Origin of the sequence: Pantoea agglomerans (genome assembly GCF_021397715.1) — a bacterium.
In the GTDB taxonomy this organism is placed as follows: domain Bacteria; phylum Pseudomonadota; class Gammaproteobacteria; order Enterobacterales; family Enterobacteriaceae; genus Pantoea; species Pantoea astica.
The window spans coordinates 3,306,718-3,323,390 of the sequence record NZ_CP090207.1; the positions used below are offsets into that span (position 1 = coordinate 3,306,718).

At 57.9% G+C, this 16,673-nt stretch carries 17 protein-coding genes; 4 read left to right on the plus strand and 13 right to left on the minus strand.

Annotation, left to right across the window (positions count from 1 at the left end):
- The first annotated feature begins 100 nt into the window (after window positions 1-100).
- The gene (rdgC, locus tag LZU96_RS15875) at window positions 101-1,012 is read left to right on the plus strand and encodes a recombination-associated protein RdgC (RefSeq protein WP_094120152.1); all 912 of its coding nucleotides are present in this window, start codon (window positions 101-103) and stop codon (window positions 1,010-1,012) included.
- Between the two features lie 45 nt (window positions 1,013-1,057).
- Here rdgC and ppnP read toward each other — a convergent pair whose 3' ends face one another.
- The 7 genes from ppnP to aroL form a co-directional block, all read right to left on the minus strand.
- Window positions 1,058-1,348: a pyrimidine/purine nucleoside phosphorylase gene (gene ppnP, locus LZU96_RS15880; RefSeq protein WP_094121675.1), complete on the minus strand. Its 291-nt coding sequence runs from the start codon at window positions 1,346-1,348 to the stop codon at window positions 1,058-1,060.
- 94 nt (window positions 1,349-1,442) lie between these two features.
- The gene (locus LZU96_RS15885) at window positions 1,443-2,120 is read right to left on the minus strand and encodes an AroM family protein (protein ID WP_233985154.1); all 678 of its coding nucleotides are present in this window, start codon (window positions 2,118-2,120) and stop codon (window positions 1,443-1,445) included.
- A gap of 1 nt (window position 2,121) precedes the next feature.
- Window positions 2,122-3,054: a DUF1177 domain-containing protein gene (locus tag LZU96_RS15890; protein WP_233985155.1), complete on the minus strand. Its 933-nt coding sequence runs from the start codon at window positions 3,052-3,054 to the stop codon at window positions 2,122-2,124.
- Between the two features lie 13 nt (window positions 3,055-3,067).
- Window positions 3,068-4,627 (minus strand): OPT/YSL family transporter, encoded by a 1,560-nt coding sequence (locus LZU96_RS15895; protein ID WP_233985156.1) that lies wholly within the window; start codon window positions 4,625-4,627, stop codon window positions 3,068-3,070.
- A 271-nt stretch (window positions 4,628-4,898) separates the two neighbouring features.
- Window positions 4,899-5,651, minus strand: a complete 753-nt coding sequence (locus LZU96_RS15900; RefSeq protein ID WP_233985157.1) for an IclR family transcriptional regulator — start codon at window positions 5,649-5,651, stop codon at window positions 4,899-4,901.
- Window positions 5,652-5,909: 258 nt separating this feature from the next.
- The gene (locus tag LZU96_RS15905; RefSeq protein WP_031377596.1) at window positions 5,910-6,101 is read right to left on the minus strand and encodes a YaiA family protein; all 192 of its coding nucleotides are present in this window, start codon (window positions 6,099-6,101) and stop codon (window positions 5,910-5,912) included.
- A gap of 111 nt (window positions 6,102-6,212) precedes the next feature.
- Window positions 6,213-6,737 (minus strand): shikimate kinase AroL, encoded by a 525-nt coding sequence (gene aroL, locus LZU96_RS15910; protein ID WP_233985158.1) that lies wholly within the window; start codon window positions 6,735-6,737, stop codon window positions 6,213-6,215.
- A 282-nt stretch (window positions 6,738-7,019) separates the two neighbouring features.
- On the opposite strand from aroL, the gene LZU96_RS15915 reads away from it, so the two are divergent.
- Entirely contained in the window at window positions 7,020-7,706 is a 687-nt protein-coding gene (locus tag LZU96_RS15915; RefSeq protein WP_233985159.1) for a DUF2076 domain-containing protein, read from the plus strand.
- A 2-nt stretch (window positions 7,707-7,708) separates the two neighbouring features.
- On the opposite strand, the gene LZU96_RS15920 is transcribed toward LZU96_RS15915, so the two are convergent.
- Window positions 7,709-8,158 (minus strand): YaiI/YqxD family protein, encoded by a 450-nt coding sequence (locus LZU96_RS15920; protein ID WP_031377593.1) that lies wholly within the window; start codon window positions 8,156-8,158, stop codon window positions 7,709-7,711.
- 168 nt (window positions 8,159-8,326) lie between these two features.
- On the opposite strand from LZU96_RS15920, the gene proC reads away from it, so the two are divergent.
- Window positions 8,327-9,139, plus strand: a complete 813-nt coding sequence (gene proC / locus LZU96_RS15925; RefSeq protein WP_233985160.1) for a pyrroline-5-carboxylate reductase — start codon at window positions 8,327-8,329, stop codon at window positions 9,137-9,139.
- Window positions 9,140-9,198: 59 nt separating this feature from the next.
- Here the strand turns inward: proC and LZU96_RS15930 are convergent, their stop codons facing one another.
- The 4 genes from LZU96_RS15930 to LZU96_RS15945 form a co-directional block, all read right to left on the minus strand.
- Window positions 9,199-10,725: an FAD-dependent oxidoreductase gene (locus tag LZU96_RS15930; protein ID WP_233985161.1), complete on the minus strand. Its 1,527-nt coding sequence runs from the start codon at window positions 10,723-10,725 to the stop codon at window positions 9,199-9,201.
- A 204-nt stretch (window positions 10,726-10,929) separates the two neighbouring features.
- The gene (locus LZU96_RS15935) at window positions 10,930-11,232 is read right to left on the minus strand and encodes a PsiF family protein (protein ID WP_233985162.1); all 303 of its coding nucleotides are present in this window, start codon (window positions 11,230-11,232) and stop codon (window positions 10,930-10,932) included.
- Window positions 11,233-11,355: 123 nt separating this feature from the next.
- Window positions 11,356-11,607, minus strand: a complete 252-nt coding sequence (iraP, locus tag LZU96_RS15940; protein WP_233985163.1) for an anti-adapter protein IraP — start codon at window positions 11,605-11,607, stop codon at window positions 11,356-11,358.
- A gap of 206 nt (window positions 11,608-11,813) precedes the next feature.
- Window positions 11,814-11,960, minus strand: coding sequence for a hypothetical protein (locus tag LZU96_RS15945; RefSeq protein WP_233985164.1), 147 nt, complete (start codon window positions 11,958-11,960; stop codon window positions 11,814-11,816).
- Window positions 11,961-12,222: 262 nt separating this feature from the next.
- On the opposite strand from LZU96_RS15945, the gene LZU96_RS15950 reads away from it, so the two are divergent.
- Window positions 12,223-15,354 carry a beta-galactosidase gene (locus LZU96_RS15950; RefSeq protein ID WP_233985165.1) on the plus strand — a complete coding sequence of 1,044 codons (3,132 nt, stop codon included), beginning with the start codon at window positions 12,223-12,225 and terminating at the stop codon, window positions 15,352-15,354.
- On the opposite strand, the gene LZU96_RS15955 is transcribed toward LZU96_RS15950, so the two are convergent.
- The gene (locus LZU96_RS15955) at window positions 15,236-16,510 is read right to left on the minus strand and encodes a multidrug efflux MFS transporter (protein ID WP_293001136.1); all 1,275 of its coding nucleotides are present in this window, start codon (window positions 16,508-16,510) and stop codon (window positions 15,236-15,238) included. The genes LZU96_RS15950 and LZU96_RS15955 overlap by 119 nt on opposite strands.
- Window positions 16,511-16,673: the final 163 nt, after the last annotated feature.

The window sequence follows — 16,673 nt, forward strand, 5'->3', positions numbered from 1 at the left end:
GTCAGCCGGAAAGGCAATGAAACCACTCCGATGTTTCGCTATCATGCGCGCTGACTCTGTTAGACTTGTGCGCCCGATCGCGCCACGGTAAGGAATCCCGATGTTGTGGTTTAAAAATATGATGGTTTATCGTCTGAATCGTGACATTCCGTTGTCCGCAGATGAGATGGAAAAACAGCTCGACGCCTTCACTTTTTCGCCGTGTGGCAGTCAGGATATGAGCAAAACCGGCTGGGTGCCGCCGATGGGCAACCGCAGCGATGCGCTGACCCATGAAAACAACGGTCAGATCGTGATTTGCGCCCGCAAAGAAGAGAAAATGCTGCCGTCACCGGTCGTGAAACAGGCGCTGGAAGCGAAAATCGACAAGCTGGAAGCGGAGCAGAGCCGCAAGCTGAAGAAGACCGAAAAAGATTCGCTGAAAGATGAAGTGCTGCACAGCCTGCTGCCGCGTGCCTTCAGCCGCTTTAGCCAGACCTGGCTGTGGATCGACACGGTGAACAACCTGATTATGGTTGACTGCGCCAGCGCCAAAAAAGCGGAAGATACGCTGGCGCTGCTGCGCAAAAGCCTCGGCTCATTGCCGGTGGTGCCGCTGACGCTGGAAAGCCCGATTGAACTGACCCTGACCGAATGGGTACGTTCTGGCGAGGTGCCCGCCGGTTTCGCCCTGATGGATGAAGCCGAGCTGAAAGCGCTGCTGGAAGATGGCGGCGTGATCCGCTGCAAGAAACAGGATCTGGTCTGTGATGAGATCGCGAATCACATCGAAGCGGGTAAACTGGTGACCAAACTGGCGCTGGACTGGCAGGAGCGCATTCAGTTTATGCTGGCCGACGACGGTTCAATCAAACGCCTGAAGTTCAGCGACACGCTGCGCGACCAGAACGATGATATTGATCGGGAAGATTTTGCCCAGCGTTTTGACGCCGACTTTATTCTGATGACCAGCGAACTGGCTGCGCTGACCAGCAACCTGGTGGAAGCGTTAGGCGGCGAAGCACAGCGTTAAGCTGGCGTCGCTCTGAAAGAAAATGGCCGCATTGCGGCCATTTTTTTATCCTTTCAGGTAGCGACAGAGATAAGAACTGGGTTCGCCAACCTGTAAGTGAAATTCGCTGTGGCCCGGCACGTTAAACACCGAACCCGCCTCAAACCATTGCCACTCGGTTTCACCCGGCAGCAGTACCTTCAGCGAGCCGCTCACCACGGTCATCTCTTCCGGCTGACCGGTACCAAAGGTATATTCGCCTTCAGCCATCACGCCCACGCTGGCACGGCCGGTGCTCGCACTGTCAAAACCGATGGATTTAACTTTTCCGTCAAAATACTCACTAATGTTGAGCATAATACTTCCTCACAGCACATTAAGGTGTCTGGCAGTGTAGAAGGGAACTCGCTGATCTGTCACGCGAAATGATGGTCGTTTGTGATCTCTCCCGTCAGCCCAGCAGTTCTGCCGCCAGCCTGGCCACCAGCTGATTCGAAAGCAATACCGGTACGCCGAGCCGCGACTGCAGCGCAGCCCGATGCTGCTGGTGATAGCCAAAACAGTCCAGCACCACCAGACCGACATCGGCAGCCTGTAGCGTGCGGGCCGCCGCCGCGAAGGTGGCCTCATCGGCCTGATAGGGGCTGGCGACGGCGTAATGGGCTGGCGTGGGCAGCAACTGCCACTTCGCCGCCTGTTCCACCACCTGCTCTTCAACCGGCACCACAATCCCGACCCGCTGCTGCTGAACCATCGCGCAGATCAGCGGCGGGATAATGCGATCCGGCTCCAGCAGCAGCGCGCGCCGGGTGCGTAAGGTGCCAAATTCGCCGGTACAGAGCAGCAGAATGGTGTCGTAACCCGCCTGCTCCAGAGCGCTGATTTTGCGCTGCAATCCCTGCTCCACTCTGGATGCCGCCAGCCGTACCTGCTCACCACTCTGCAGCCGGGAAACCAGGATCTTCTCGCCCGCCGCCGGACCATACTGCGCCGCGATATCGGCCGCGCTTAATCCATCAAGCAAGCCGGCATGATCGGTCACGGCGTCCGGCAGATGCAGACGCAGCAGCGGCAGAATGTCGCTGCGCGGTGACTGACCGATGGTCAGAGTGACCAGGGATTTAGCCATCTCAGTGATTCCGCTGACGCAAATGTCCCAGGCTGCCGTAGAGCGCCAGCAGCCGCGCGTATTCTTCTGCGTCATAAAAGTGGCAGGTCTCGCGACCAAACTCTTTCGCCACTTCCACCGCAAATTTCGCCGCAGCGGCGATATCCACCTCATGACTGGCACCGGTACCGCAGCCCGGCACCACCGATTCTGCGGTGATCGCCACCCCCACCACCGGCACATCGGTGGCGGTCGACGGTTGCAGAATGCTGTTCAGATGGTAGATGCCATTTCCGTAAGGGGTGATGTCCTGAGTAGTGATGGGAAAAGTGACGGCAGGACGACCGGTGGTCATCTCCATGATGCGCAACAGATCCTCAGAGACCCGCAGAATGTAACCCTCTTTCACCGTGGGCGAGAGCGCAAAGCCCTTGTGGTTGATGATGCGGTTCCCTTTGGTGGTGTCGATGGAGAGAATCGCCTCCACGCCCTCGACCACTTCGTTATCATTCATGGTGATATCGTCAATCGGCGAATCCATAAAGTCGACCGGTTGATGCGGCCGGGTGGGCGCATCCGGGCAGATATGAGTGGTGACAATTACGTCACCCGCCAGCCGGTCGCCTTTGCTCTGCATCTGCGCCAGCTTGAGCGCACTGGCGATCGCCGCCACGGCTCCGTCGGCATCGGATACCATGCCGATGCGCCCAGGCCGGGCGCCGATGCCCCCAAGACGACCAATAATGCCCAGCGTCGGTGCCGTCCCGCCGCTGGCTTTGCCCTGCGTGCCAGCAATCGCGATGCGTACAAAATCGGTCCGGCCTTTGGGACCGGAAACCCGCTTCACGCTGGCCTGCACTTCCGGGTACGCGGCGAACAGATCCACTACCTGCTGCCCGTCAATCAGGGCGCTATCCAGTAACTCAAAGACCTGCAAGGTCTGCTGTAAACTCATGGTTAATCCTTAGCTATTTTTTACTGCTGCTGGCAAACAGTGAATTAAAGAAGCTGAAGAGCGCATCACCGGCAATAAAGCCCGCGGCCATCACTTCCATTGGCGAACGGCCACGCTCGCCCCAGACGCGAATGATCACGATACGCAGCGCGATCCCCACCACCACCGCCCAGCCGGCCATGGCGTTATTGATCAGTAAACCGGTGGCTAACAGCACGCCTAACTGGCGCTTTGGCCCGCCGATCAGCTGAATTATCGCGCCAGGGATCGCCCAGATCAGCAGGTTGCCGGCAATGCCTGGCTCTGCGCCAGCCTGAATGGTTTTGGCATAGACCCGCGCCACTGGCGGCAGCAGGTTGTCGGTGAAGAACAGCGTGTGGGCATACCAGACCAGCGGAATCGACACCACGAAGGCGATCATCGCGGCGATCAGCTGGATGCGGCGGCCCCACAGCTCCTGCTGCATATCTGCGCCGTTACCGCGCAGGATAAAGCCCGCCTTGAGGTCGTAACCCATATCGGCAAAGGCTGGTCCGGTGGCGGCGGTAAAGCCGCACAGCAGGCAGAGTGCCAGCGGTGGAAAGCCAATCAGGATGCCAATAATGAGGGTGATCAGCGCCACCGCAAACGCCGGGAACCAGCCGGAGTGCATGGCGGCAATGCCGACAATCAGTTCGTGAACGAAGGCGGCAAAGGCGGCGTACAGAATAAACAGCAGCAGCATCGCCAGCCCCATTTCACTCCATAATCCGCCGGCCAGCGCCAGCAGCGCCGAGATGAGGATGTAGCCAACGCTGCCCAATCCCAGCGCCCGCTGCACCTCATTACCATTACGGCTGACCACCAGCGCATCGTTTTTGCGGCTGCGGATCACCATCACCACCTGAATCAGCGCCACCAGACCGGCACCGACCATCACGCCATGCGGAATGTAGAGGGCGTTAATATCAATACCGGCCACCGGCTGAGCATAAGCGCGCAGCAGGAAGCCGATGCCGAGCATCGACAGCGCCCAGATGTTGCCGATAAAAGCCGTGCCGAAAGCGGACATCGGAATCTTCAGCATCGCGCCGACGATGCCACCCACAATGCCCATCACCAGCAGCCACGCCTGACGTCCGCCTTTATCGCCAGCCTTAATCGCTTCTGCCGCCGCAACGCCCGGCGGCCAGGCATTGCTGGCCGGGAAGACGCGGGTATCAAACAGTCGATAGAGCAGCCAGGCATCCAGCAGCATGGCCGCGCTGACGCCACAGAACAGCGGCAGTACCAGTTGCGGTTCACCCAGCGCCCAGGGCACGGCAATCGGCATCAGCAGGCTATTTGCCGCACCAAAGGTGGCCGAGGAGATGGCGGTCTGCGCCAGGTTCTGGATTTCAATTGAGCGATAACGGCGAAAAGCCTGTAGCGGAATGCGCGCCAGCAGCATGGCAAACAGCGCGCCAATAATGGAGGTATTGGGTGTCACCCCAATGGTGGTGATCAGCTGAATACCAATAATGGCACCCGCAATTGAAAGAAAAATTAAAACCAGCGCAACGCCAGCGTGCTTAATCGGATTGACCCGTTCCATATATTCCCACCCCTCCCTACCCAGACGAAATGAAATAACGTATTGCCAGCCAGCTGGCTTACGTCGTTTTTATATTTCACCGATCGGACACGCCGCAGCAGCCAGCTACAGGCGCGCGCAGCCCAGGCTTTAAGCCGTAAAAAGACGTGGGGAGGCGCGCACAGCAACCGATGCTGCGCAAAGAGTGACGATCAGATTGAAAGAAAAAGGCCCGAAGGCCTTTGTTTTCCCTGGTGTGGCGAAATATTACGCCGATAAAATCGTTGTGAAGTTACGCGCCATATTTTTCGGCTATCTCTGCAGCCGTTGCGCGTAATGCTTCGAGCAGGTCTGACGGGTAGCCCGGCTCACTCTCCTGCGACAGAAACGAGAGGCAGAGCGCCACCGTTTCGCCATGATGTTTGTTATGCACGCAGACCGACAGCGAGCTGATGCCGGGCAGTGACTCATTGCGCGCCAGTGACCAGCCGTGCTGACGCACTTCAGCTAATCGTGCACAAAGCGCGTCAGGCGTTTGAGGTGAATTTGCGGAAACCACCTGCCAGTTATCGAGATAACGCGCCTGAACCTCTTCATCACTCAGCTGGGCTAACAGCGCCCGGCCGGTTGAGGTTGCGGCCGCCGGCATACGACTGCCTGGCGGCGTCACCATCTGGGTGAAATGGCGACCATGAAACATACGCATGACTAATATTTCGCGTCCGGCCAGCTTAGAGACATAGCCCATACAGCCGGTGCTCTCTGCCAGCCTGACCATGGCCGCGGAGACGCTATCAACCAGCGGCGCCGAGAGATAATGTCCGGCTGCAGCCAACAGGACGCGACCAATATGAAAGCAACGCGTTTCGGCATCCCGCTCCAGCAGCCCCTGACTCTCCATCGTGGCCAGCAGACGTGAAACGGTGCTTTTCGGCAGCGTCAGCGCATCAACCACTTCACTAAATGTCAGCCCGACATGTCCCTGAGTCACGCCTTTGCGCTGGAACAGTCTGAGTACGGCGGCGGCATTTTCGAGTGTGGTCATGCAGCGAGTTTCACTATATGGAACTGAGTTCCTGATTCGGTAAATCGAAAATAAAACGTTGCGCTGAATCGGTCAAGAGACAATTTTTAGCTGAACCGATCGACAGGCGGACAAAATCAGGGCGGAAGAATGATTAGCGGGGCTTTATCTGGCGGGAGTCCGGTGAGGCAGAACAGAAGGGAAGGCTAAATGGATTCAGCCAAAAAATTGCGTCATTCTGGCATGATGTCGGCTGGCATCCCTGCCAGCGGCAACGTTTTACTCTTTTTCGACGTCTTCGTAACGCAGCTTGGCGTCACGCGCTTCCTCTTCCGTTTCGTGCTCACTGATTAATGAATTTGGTTTGGGATGGTCAGCACGTAATTCATACGATGTGACTTTATTAGCTTCGGTGCCCTTTTCAACCGGCACAATTCGCGCTTCGCGTGGGTACGGTGGTCTTGTCGGCATACTGTGTCCCTCTTAGCTGAATCACATTCCACAAGACAGGCCGATGCCTGTCAGAAGCTAAGTATAGACAACCGCACTGTAAGCGGGATCAAAGCGGGAAAAATCTGAGGGTTAGCTGGCGCGCGCCAGCGATAACGAGTGCAGGATCTCATCGACGACGCCCTCAGGCGACTGCATGGCATTGACCTGATGATGAGCCGCCGCGCGGTATAAATGGGCGCGCTCACGCAGCACCTCTTCCATCTCATCGGCAATCGGGCGTCCGGTTAGCGTTGGGCGCTGTGCCGTTTCGGGCTGGCTCTCCAGCCGCTCCGCCAGCACCTCCGGCGAGGCGCTAAGCCAGATGACACGGCCCTGCTCCTGCATAAAGCGGCAGTTCTCTTCGGCCAGCACCATGCCACCGCCGGTCGCAATCACCGTCAACGGCGCGGTCACCGCCCTGAGCGACTCGGTTTCCCGTGCACGGAACCCTTCCCAGCCTTCAGCTGCCACTATCTCCGCCACGCTGCGCTGCGTGGTGAGCTGCAGATGATGATCGGTATCGCAAAAGGCGTAGCCCAACGCCTGCGACAACGCTTTGCCGACAGTGGTTTTGCCGCAACCGCGTGCGCCAATCAAAAAGATGGGTAGAGACATCAGGGCCATTCCTCCGCCTTGCCGCATGCTGCGGCTGGATATTTCGCTCAATAATGCGACGCATGATAACTGGATTTCTTTTTTGCCTCTACCCATCAAGCATGAAATGCGCAGCCAGACCCGACAACTTCAGACAATTCCTTTATTTTCAAAGCGAAACGCATGCACGTTTTGTGCATGGAGGGTGCGTGGTGACGTCCGCAACATTTGCTTACCGCCACAATTTTACTTTGCAGCCTGGCAGCCCCATATACTGAATAGAATCGCAACAGGAGAGTCATCATGCAACGCGAAGAACAACAACTGATCGAAGGGCTGTTCAGCCGTCTTAAACAGGCAGAAAGCCAGACCGTGGCACGCGATGCCGCTGCCGAACAACTGATTAACCAGCATCTGCAGGCGCAGCCGGGCGCGCCCTATTACATGGCGCAGGCGATTCTGATTCAGGAAGCCGCGCTGAAAAAACTCAATGATCGGGTAACTGAGCTGGAGAGCCGACTGGCGCAACAGCAACAGCAGCAACAGCAGGCACAGAGCAGCGGAGGGTTTCTGTCGGGCTTATTTGGCAGCGGATCACGCCAGCAGCCGCCTGCGCAACAGCAGCCTCCGGCGTGGAACAGTGCGCCGCAGCAGCAGGCGGCACAGCCACCGCAATATGCCAGTGCGCCAGCCGCACGCGGTACCGGTTTCCTGGGCGGTGCGCTGCAAACCGCGGTGGGCGTTGCGGGCGGCGTGGTGATGGCGGATATGCTGACCAGCATGTTTCATCACTCCCAGCCGGAAGAAATTGTGAACATCATTAACGAGCCGCCGCTGCCGGATGTTAATGACAACCTCAACACCTTTAATGGTGGCGGTGAGGACAGCGCATTCCTCGATCAGAATGCGGGCTGGGATAATGGCTTCGCCGATAACAGCGATCTCAACGATTTTGGCGGTAACGATTTCGACGACGATAACTTCGTCTAAGCTCAGCGTTTTTGCTGTCTGAGCCAGCTGTCCAGTTCGTTAGCAAACTGCTGGCGGTCACGCGGATTCATCGCCGCGGGGCCGCCGGTCTGCACGCCACTTGCCCGCAGGGTATCCATAAAATCACGCATCGTCAGCCGTTCACGAATGGTGGCCGGTGAGTAGCGTTCACCGCGCGGATTCAGCGCCGCCGCCCCCTTTTCAATCACTTCAGCCGCCAGCGGAATATCCGCCGTGATCACCAGATCGCCCGGCTGCGCCCGCCGGACAATTTCGTTATCCGCCACATCAAATCCCGCCGGTACCTGCAAAGTACGCAGATAAGGCGAAGAGGGTACGCGCAAAAACTGGTTGGCGACAAAGGTCACAGTGGTTGCGGTGCGGTCCGCAGCACGGTAGAGCACCTCTTTGATCACATTCGGACAGGCGTCAGCATCGACCCAGATAGCCATCATGATTCCTTCTTATCAGAGAATGCGTCGATCTTGCCGGACTCATCCGCAATGGCAAATTTTATTTGCAGCGCGGTGCCTGGGCCTGGGCGCGGCTGACTTGTTATTCAGGCTGGCTGCAGTAAGCTAGCCCGTTAAGAACAGCGAATAATGACTAAGGAGATGGCGATGCTGGCAAAGAAAATCGGGTTTATTGGCGGTGGCAACATGGCAAAAGCGATTATTGGCGGACTGGTAGACAGTGGCAAAATCGCGCCGTCTGATATCTTTATTTACGATCGTAAAGCCGAGACTAACCAGGCGATGGCGCAGCAGTACGGCATTAACGCCGCCGAGAGCGCCGAGGCGATGGCGCGTGACGTCGATATCCTGTTTGGCGCGGTCAAACCCAACGTCATCCTTAAAGTGCTGAAAGATCTGGCGGGCAACCTGAAGAAAGAGGCGCTGGTGGTGTCGATTGCCGCTGGCGTAACGCTGGATTCGCTCTCTTCGGTGCTGGGTTACGATCGCAAAATTATCCGGGCGATGCCAAATACCCCGTCACTGGTGGGCGAAGGCATGACCTCCGTTACCCCTAACGCGCTGGTTGATCAGAGTGAAACGGATGAGGTGGTGGCGATTTTTGAGAGCTTCGGCAAAGCCGCTGTGGTGGATGAGTATCTGATTCATTCGGTGGTTGGCGTCAGCGGTTCTGCGCCAGCCTACGTGTTTATGTTTATTGAAGCGATGGCCGATGCGGCCGTGGCGGGCGGGATGCCGCGCGCCCAGGCCTATCAGTTTGCGGCGCAGGCGGTAAAAGGCGCGGCGCAGATGGTATTAGCCACCGGTAAGCATCCGGCCGAGCTGAAAGATATGGTCTGTTCGCCTGGCGGAACCACCATTGAAGCAGTAAAGGTACTGGAAGAGAAAGGGCTGCGTTCGGCGGTTATCGAAGCAATGCAGCAGTGCATGGCGAAATCGGAAAAACTGAGCCGCAGTTAACGCCGCATTTCATGGCGCAGAAACAGAGCAGGCCCGCGCCTGCTCTTTTCCGCGACGAATTAGCCCTGCTGCGCCTGATAAAGCGCGACTGCCTGCGCCAGCGTCATCGGTTGCTGCATCCGCTCAATCAGTTCAGCGGTCAGGGTGTAGAGCCCACATGAGCAGACCGCAGCCAGCTGCCCGTGATGACCATACAACGCAATAAAGGTCTTATCTTCCAGCGATCCCAGCAGCTGGTATTCATCCCATTCGGCAGCATGGCCCAGATATTCATAACGCGTGCCATATTGAGTGGTCCAGAAGAACGGCACCCGATCGTAAGCGACCGCCTGATCCAGCATATTGCGCGCTGCCGTCTGACCCTGCTGGTGCGCCACGCGGTAGTGCTCAATGCGCAGCGGCCCCTGTGCCGACGGCCAGGTGGCAATATCGCCCGCTACCCAGATGTTTTCTGCCACCCGGAGCTGTTCATCCGTCTGCAGGCTGCCATCCTCCGCCAGCGGTAGATCGTGGATAAAGGGCGTTGCCGGTTTTACCCCGGTGGCAAACAGCACCACATCCGCCGCCAGCTGCTGCCCGGTTTTTAGCCGCACGCCGGTGACATGTTTGTCGCCCTGTAACGCCTCGATCTCCCCCTCAACCCATTTGACGCCATTTTCCTGATGTAGCTGATAAAAATAGCGGCCAATCTGTTCGCCGAACTGTTTTACAAACGGCAGCGGCTGACGGGCAATCACCGTGACGTCGATATTGCGATTACGCAGCGCCGAAGCCATTTCGGTGCCGATAAAACTGTTGCCGATAATCACAATTTGCTGGCTGGCATCTACCGCCTGCAGCAGCGCCTCGGTCTGGTCTTTACTGCGCAACAGATGCACGCCGGTCAGATCGTTGCCCGGCAGCTCAGGAAGAACCGGCGTGGCACCACTGGCGATCAACAGTTTGTCGAACGGCAGCGACTCCCCCGAGTCGAAAATCAACCGTTGCTGCTGACTGTCGAGGCGGGTGACGGTGGCGCTGATGCGCTCTACGTGATCCATCACATCCTCTTTCAGCAACTGCGGAACCTCACTGATATCCATTTTGCCGGAGGGAACAAATTTGGTTAGCGTCGTGCGATCGTAAGGGGCATCCTGCTCACGTTCGACCAGCACCACGCGGCCCTTAAAGCCGTCATGACGCAGACGCCACAGCGCGGCGCTGCCCGCCGCGCCGCCGCCCAGCACCACGAAGACCGGCGCGCTCGCCCCACTGCCGATCGGCGCGGCAGGCGACATCGCCTTAGGGTTAACCAGCACGTTGCCGTTTTCAATTCGCAGCGGATACTGCTTCAGATCGGCTAACGCCAGCGGCTCGCGCATTTTGCCATCCGCCAGGTTAAACGCTGCCTTATGCCACGGACAGACCAGACGGTCGCCGCAGATAGCGCCCTGTTCAAGCGGTGCGCCAGCGTGAGGACACTTCGCCTGGAAGGCACGTACGCTTTCACCGTCACGGATCAGCAACACTTCTGTCTCACCCAGCTTTTTTTTAACCGGCTGACGCTGCGGCAACTCATTCAGGGCTACGGTAAATTGATAGTTCACGACATGGCTCCTTTTGCGTTCTGGTTTTCGGATGCGCAGCAAAAAACGACCTGCCGCGCAAACCCCTACAAACAGTAAGTGTGGCAAAGGAATCGAGATGCTCATGTCGGAATGTTAACGAGGCGGTTAGTTGCCTGTTTTATCGGATATTTTAATCGGCAGGAACGGAGAGGAAAAGGCGGCCACCCAGGTGGCCGGCAGGCATCAGCTTTTTTTCAGGCACTGGCTCATAAAGGTCTTACGGGCATCGCCCGCCAGCTTCTTATTCCCGGCTTCGCTGTTACAGGTTTTCATTTTCATCTGCTGAGGCGACATGCCCGCCATTTTGCTGTCTTTCTTCAGGCAGTCGCTCATAAAACTTTTACGGGCGTCGCCTTTAAGGTCTTGTGAGGTGGCATGTTGATTACACATGGTCATTTTTTGCTGCTGCGGCGTTTTTTCCGCCGCATGGGGCATTCCGCTGACCAGCAGGCCCGCCATGACCATTGCCATTAAACCGATCTTCATTGCATCTTCTCCACAGTGAGTTACCCATCTTAATTCTGGCAGTGAATAAGCAAAGCGGGGGAATTTCAGGCTGAAGTGCCGCCAGGATCGCAAATGATGCCACCCCACCTTGCGCCGCCGCCATTATACGCGGGGATGTTTGAGCAGTTTATTGATGTAGTTACGCAGCAACAGAGCATTTTCATCGCTGGCGTCGGCAGCGTTGTCCATCGCCGTTTCAATCCCGGTGGTTATCGCCTGATGCTGTTGCGGGTCCAGCTTACGCACCAGCGCAGTCACGACGATCTCCAGCGCCTCAATCTGAGCGACCTGTTCTTTTGACGCTTCCTCTTTTTCAGCCAGTTTAACCAATAGTTCAGCAATCAGGTTTTTCATGCTGTCATCTCTGCAGAGAAGAAAAGCAGAAATTAGCACTGGTACAACAAAAAAAACAGAGGGTAATACCGCTTTTGTCACGCCACTAACCCTCTGATTACGCCTCGCTATTAACCGGCTTCCGGCTGTGGGTGCAGGCGAAACGTTTTGCCGGCAAAAAGTGACGCTGCGTAACGTTTCGCGCGCCTGAAATTGGCCGCTACGCCTTAACGCGGATCGACAAACCCGCGACCCGGTCCACCACCATGTCCACCGCCGTGTCCGCCCCAGCCGCCGCCCGGTGGAGGAAAAATACATCCGCTCAGCGCGGTAACCACTGCCACAACGGCCGCCAGCTTAATCATTCGAACCATATCAACCTCAGGATAAAGAAATCGCGCTGAGTGTAGGGAGCCGCCTGCAGGCCGACAAGTGAGAATCCTCCGTATCGGGCCGCTATTCATCTTTGCTGACCAGGCTTAACGTTTTACGGGCAGTACGACGTCACAATCTCAACATCCGCTGGCTTTTCGCCCTACCCTGATCCGCTTATTTTGTTCAAAACGTTAAGGCGGACTCTTTACAGCCTGGCTTTTTTTGCGCATTGTGAGCGCATTACATTTTAAGGATACCCTTATGACTCAGGCTGCTTTTCATGACATTCTTTCCCGCCGCGACTGGGAAAATCCGGTGATCACCGCACTGCATCGGCTCGATACGCATCCGCCGTTCGCCAGCTGGCGCGACGAAATCTCGGCGCGCGACGATCGCCCTTCACCTTCGCAAAAGAGCCTCAACGGGCAGTGGAAATTCAGTTATTTTTCGCAGCCTGAAGCGGTTCCGGCCAGCTGGCTATTGCAGGATCTGCCGGAGGCGGCCACGCTGCCGGTGCCGTCGAACTGGCAGATGCACGGCTATGACGCGCCGATCTATACCAATGTGCAATACCCGATCCCGGTCAATCCACCCTACGTGCCGCAGGAGAATCCAACCGGTTGTTACTCGCTCACATTCACCACCGACGCACAGTGGCAGGCCAGCGGCCAGACCCGCATTATCTTTGACGGGGTTAACTCGGCCTTTCATCTGTGGTGCAACGGCCACTGGATCGGCTATTCGCAGGATAGCCGTTTACCGGCGGAGTTCGACTTAACGCCGCATCTGCTGCCCGGCAATAACCGTCTGGCGGTGATGGTGCTGCGCTGGAGCGATGGCAGCTATCTGGAAGATCAGGACATGTGGCGAATGAGCGGTATTTTCCGCGACGTCACCCTGCTGCATAAACCCGCAGTACAACTGGCTGACGTGCTGCTGGAAACCCGACTGAGTCCGGAGTTCTCCAGTGCCGAGCTGCGGGCGGAAGTGAAGGTCACGCTGCCCGCCGTCACGCCGGCTGAATATCAGCTGCGCCTGACGCTGTGGCAGGGTGAACAGCAGATAGGCCAGTGCCAGCAGCCGCTCGGCAGCGCGATTATTGACGAACGCGGCCACTACCCGGAACGCGCGCTGTTGCATCTGCGGGTGGAGCAGCCCAGCTTGTGGAGTGCTGAAACGCCTCATCTCTACCGCGCCACGCTGGCGCTGCTGGATGAACACCAGCAGCTAATTGAGGTGGAAGCCTGGGACGTCGGCTTCCGTCAGGTCACTATCGATAATGGCCTGCTGTGCCTGAACGGCAAACCACTGTTAATCCGCGGCGTTAACCGTCATGAGCACCATCCTGAGCGAGGTCAGGTGATGGATGAGGCGACGATGCGGCGCGACATCATGCTGATGAAGCAGCACAATTTTAATGCGGTGCGCTGTTCACACTACCCAAACCATCCGCTGTGGTACCGGTTATGCGATCGCTACGGCCTCTATGTGGTGGATGAAGCCAATATCGAAACTCACGGTATGCAGCCGATGAACCGGCTTGCGGACGATCCCCGCTGGTTTGCCGCCTTTAGCGAACGCGTCACCCGGATGGTGCAGCGCGATCGCAATCATTGCAGCATCATCATCTGGTCGCTGGGTAACGAGTCTGGGCACGGCAGCACCCATGATGCGCTCTATCGCTGGATCAAAAGTGTCGATCCGACCCGCCCGGTGCAGTATGAAGGCGGCGGTGCCGATAGCGCCGCGACCGACATTATCTGTCCGATGTATGCCAGGGTGGATCAGGATCAACCCTTCCCTGCCGTGCCGAAATGGTCACTGAAAAAGTGGATTGGTCTGCCGGGCGAAACCCGCCCGCTGATCCTGTGCGAATACGCCCATGCGATGGGCAACAGTTTTGGTGGTTTCGCGAAATACTGGCAGGCCTTTCGTCAGTTTCCCCGCTTGCAGGGCGGCTTTGTCTGGGACTGGGTCGATCAGAGCCTGACCCGCTATGACCCGCAGGGCGAGCCGTGGCAGGCTTACGGCGGTGACTTTGGCGATAAACCCAACGACCGCCAGTTCTGCATGAACGGGCTGGTGTTTGCCGATCGCACACCGCATCCGGCGCTGTCTGAAGCACAGTGCGCTCAGCAGTTTTATCAGTTTGAAGCCGATGCAAACGATCCGTTTAGCTTTACCGTCAGCAGCGATTATCTGTTCCGCCGCAGCGACAATGAAGTGCTGCGCTGGCGCATCGAGCAGGCAGGCGAGGCCGTGGCAGAAGGTGAAGTGCGGCTGGACCTCGCTGCGCAGGGCCAGCAGCGCATCAGCCTGACCCCGCCCGCTGCGCTTCAGGGCGAGTGCTGGCTCAATCTGGCGGTACATCAGATTGAAGCCACCGACTGGAGTCCGGCAGACTGGCGCGTCGCCTGGCAGCAATGGCCACTGCCGTCAGCGCTGCTTCTGCCGACGCAGCCCGCCGCGGCAGCGACGCCTGTGATGAATGAGAATGACGATGAGATTATCGTGACCCATCAACAACAGCGCTGGTGCTTCTCACGCCAGAGCGGTGAACTGGTGCAGTGGTACACAGAAGATCAGCCGACGCTGCTGTCACCGCTGCGTGACTGCTTTATCCGGGCACCGCTGGATAATGATATCGGTACCAGCGAAGCCGAACGCATCGATCCCAACGCCTGGGCTGAGCGCTGGAAGGCCGCGGGTTATGATCAGATGCGCAGCAGCCTGATCGCCCTGGAAACCAGTGAACTGCCGCAGGCGGTAGAGATCGGGACGCTGCATGGCTGGTACGCCAATGACCAGCTGGCCTTTATCAGCCGCAAGCGCTATCGGTTTACGCCGCAGGGCGAGCTGCAGATCACGCTGTCGGTTGAACAGTCACGTGGCTTACCGCCGCCAGCGCGTATCGGTTTACGCTGTCAGCTGGCAACGGTACCGCAGCAGGTCAGCTGGCTGGGGCTGGGGCCACACGAAAACTACCCCGATCGTCAGCTCGCCGCGCAGTTCTCGCGCTGGCAACTGCCGCTGGCGCAGCTCTTTACGCCGTATGTCTTTCCAGGTGAAAACGGATTGCGTGGCGGTACCCGCCAGCTCGACAGCGGCAGCTGGCAGGTGAAGGGGGATTTCGCCTTCTCCCTCAGCCGCTTCAGCCTGGAGCAGTTGCGTGAGACCTCGCATCGTCACCTGCTGCAGCCCGAAGCGGGCTGCTGGCTGCATCTGGACCTGCATCATATGGGCGTGGGCGGTGATGATTCCTGGAGTCCGAGCGTCAGTCCTGAGTTTTTACTGACTCAGCAGCGCTGGCAGGCGGAGCTGACGCTTTGCCTACCGACGCCGGCAGCGGCGTTTTCGGACGCCGGTAAAAGCGCTTCAGAAATACCACGTTAATCAGCACCACCACGGCGGTGGCGAAGAAGACCCAGCGGAAGCCCGCCACCGCCGACACCGCTGCGCCAAGCAGCGGACCGGCAACGTTGCCCAGGTACATAAACGACTGGTTATAACCAAAGATACGGCCGGTGATGTTGTCGCGTGAGTGGCGCACCAGCAGCGTCTGCACCGCCGGCATCATCGCCCCATCGGCGAATCCCAGCAGAAAACGCAACACCCCAAGCTGGGTGGCGCTAGTAACAAACGACATGGCAACAAACAGCAGCAGCGAGATCACCATCGTGGCCAGCAGGATACGCTGGGTACCGATGCGATCGCCTAACCGCCCCAGCCGGGGTGCGGCCAGCAGCGCTGACACCCCAGGCAATGCGGCGATCACCCCGCTAAGGAAAGCGATATTTTCTGCGGTCGGTGCCAGTTCGCGCACAAACAGCGTCAGGATCGGGTTCACCGATCCGTTGCACATCTGAATCACCATGGTGGTGAAAAACAGACAGATCATCAGCTTCGGGTTGTCCAGCGAACGGAACACCTCGCGCCCGCTGAGCTTATCTTTCTTGCTGACCGGGGTATACCCGGTCTCTTTAATCAGAAACAGCGTGACCAGGAAACTGACCATCAGCAGTACGGCAGTAACGATAAAAACCGTGCGTAACCCGACCCAGTCCGCCAGCAGTCCGCCCAGCATCGGACCGAGGATCACCCCGCCAATCTGGCCGGTCGAGACGCAGCTCAGCGCCCAGCCGCTGCGTTCACGCGGCACCTGCGCCGCCACCAGCGCCATCGCATTGGGAATGTAGCCGGAGGTCAGCCCCATCAGCGCGCGCAGCAGTAGCAGTTGCCACGCTTCGGTGACAAACGCCTGCAGCAGGATCACCACGCCCATGCCAAAAGCGGCACGCAGCAGCATCAGTTTACGGCCTTTACGATCCGCCAGGCTGCCCCACAGCGGTGCGACTGCCGCCGAGATCACGAAGGTAATACTGAAGGTCAGACCCGACCAGAGGCTGAGCGACTCACCGCCGCTGACGCCAAGCTGTTCAAGGTAGAGCGGCAGAAACGGAATGATCTGGCTGATCGCCAGGCCAGTAAAAAAACAGCCAAACCAGACCGAAATCAGGTTAATTTTCCAGGGTTCTATTACGCGTGGCATGAGCGGATGGCTTGCAGGAGACAGAGGCTAAAGTCTACCGCGTGGTTGCTGTGGCTGACCGGCAAAACATGTTACAGCCGGTAAAACGCGGTTTTACGCTGCGATTCCGGCTGTAACCCGGCACAAATTTTCTCTGAACAGGCGTTCGCAGCAGCTTGCTGCG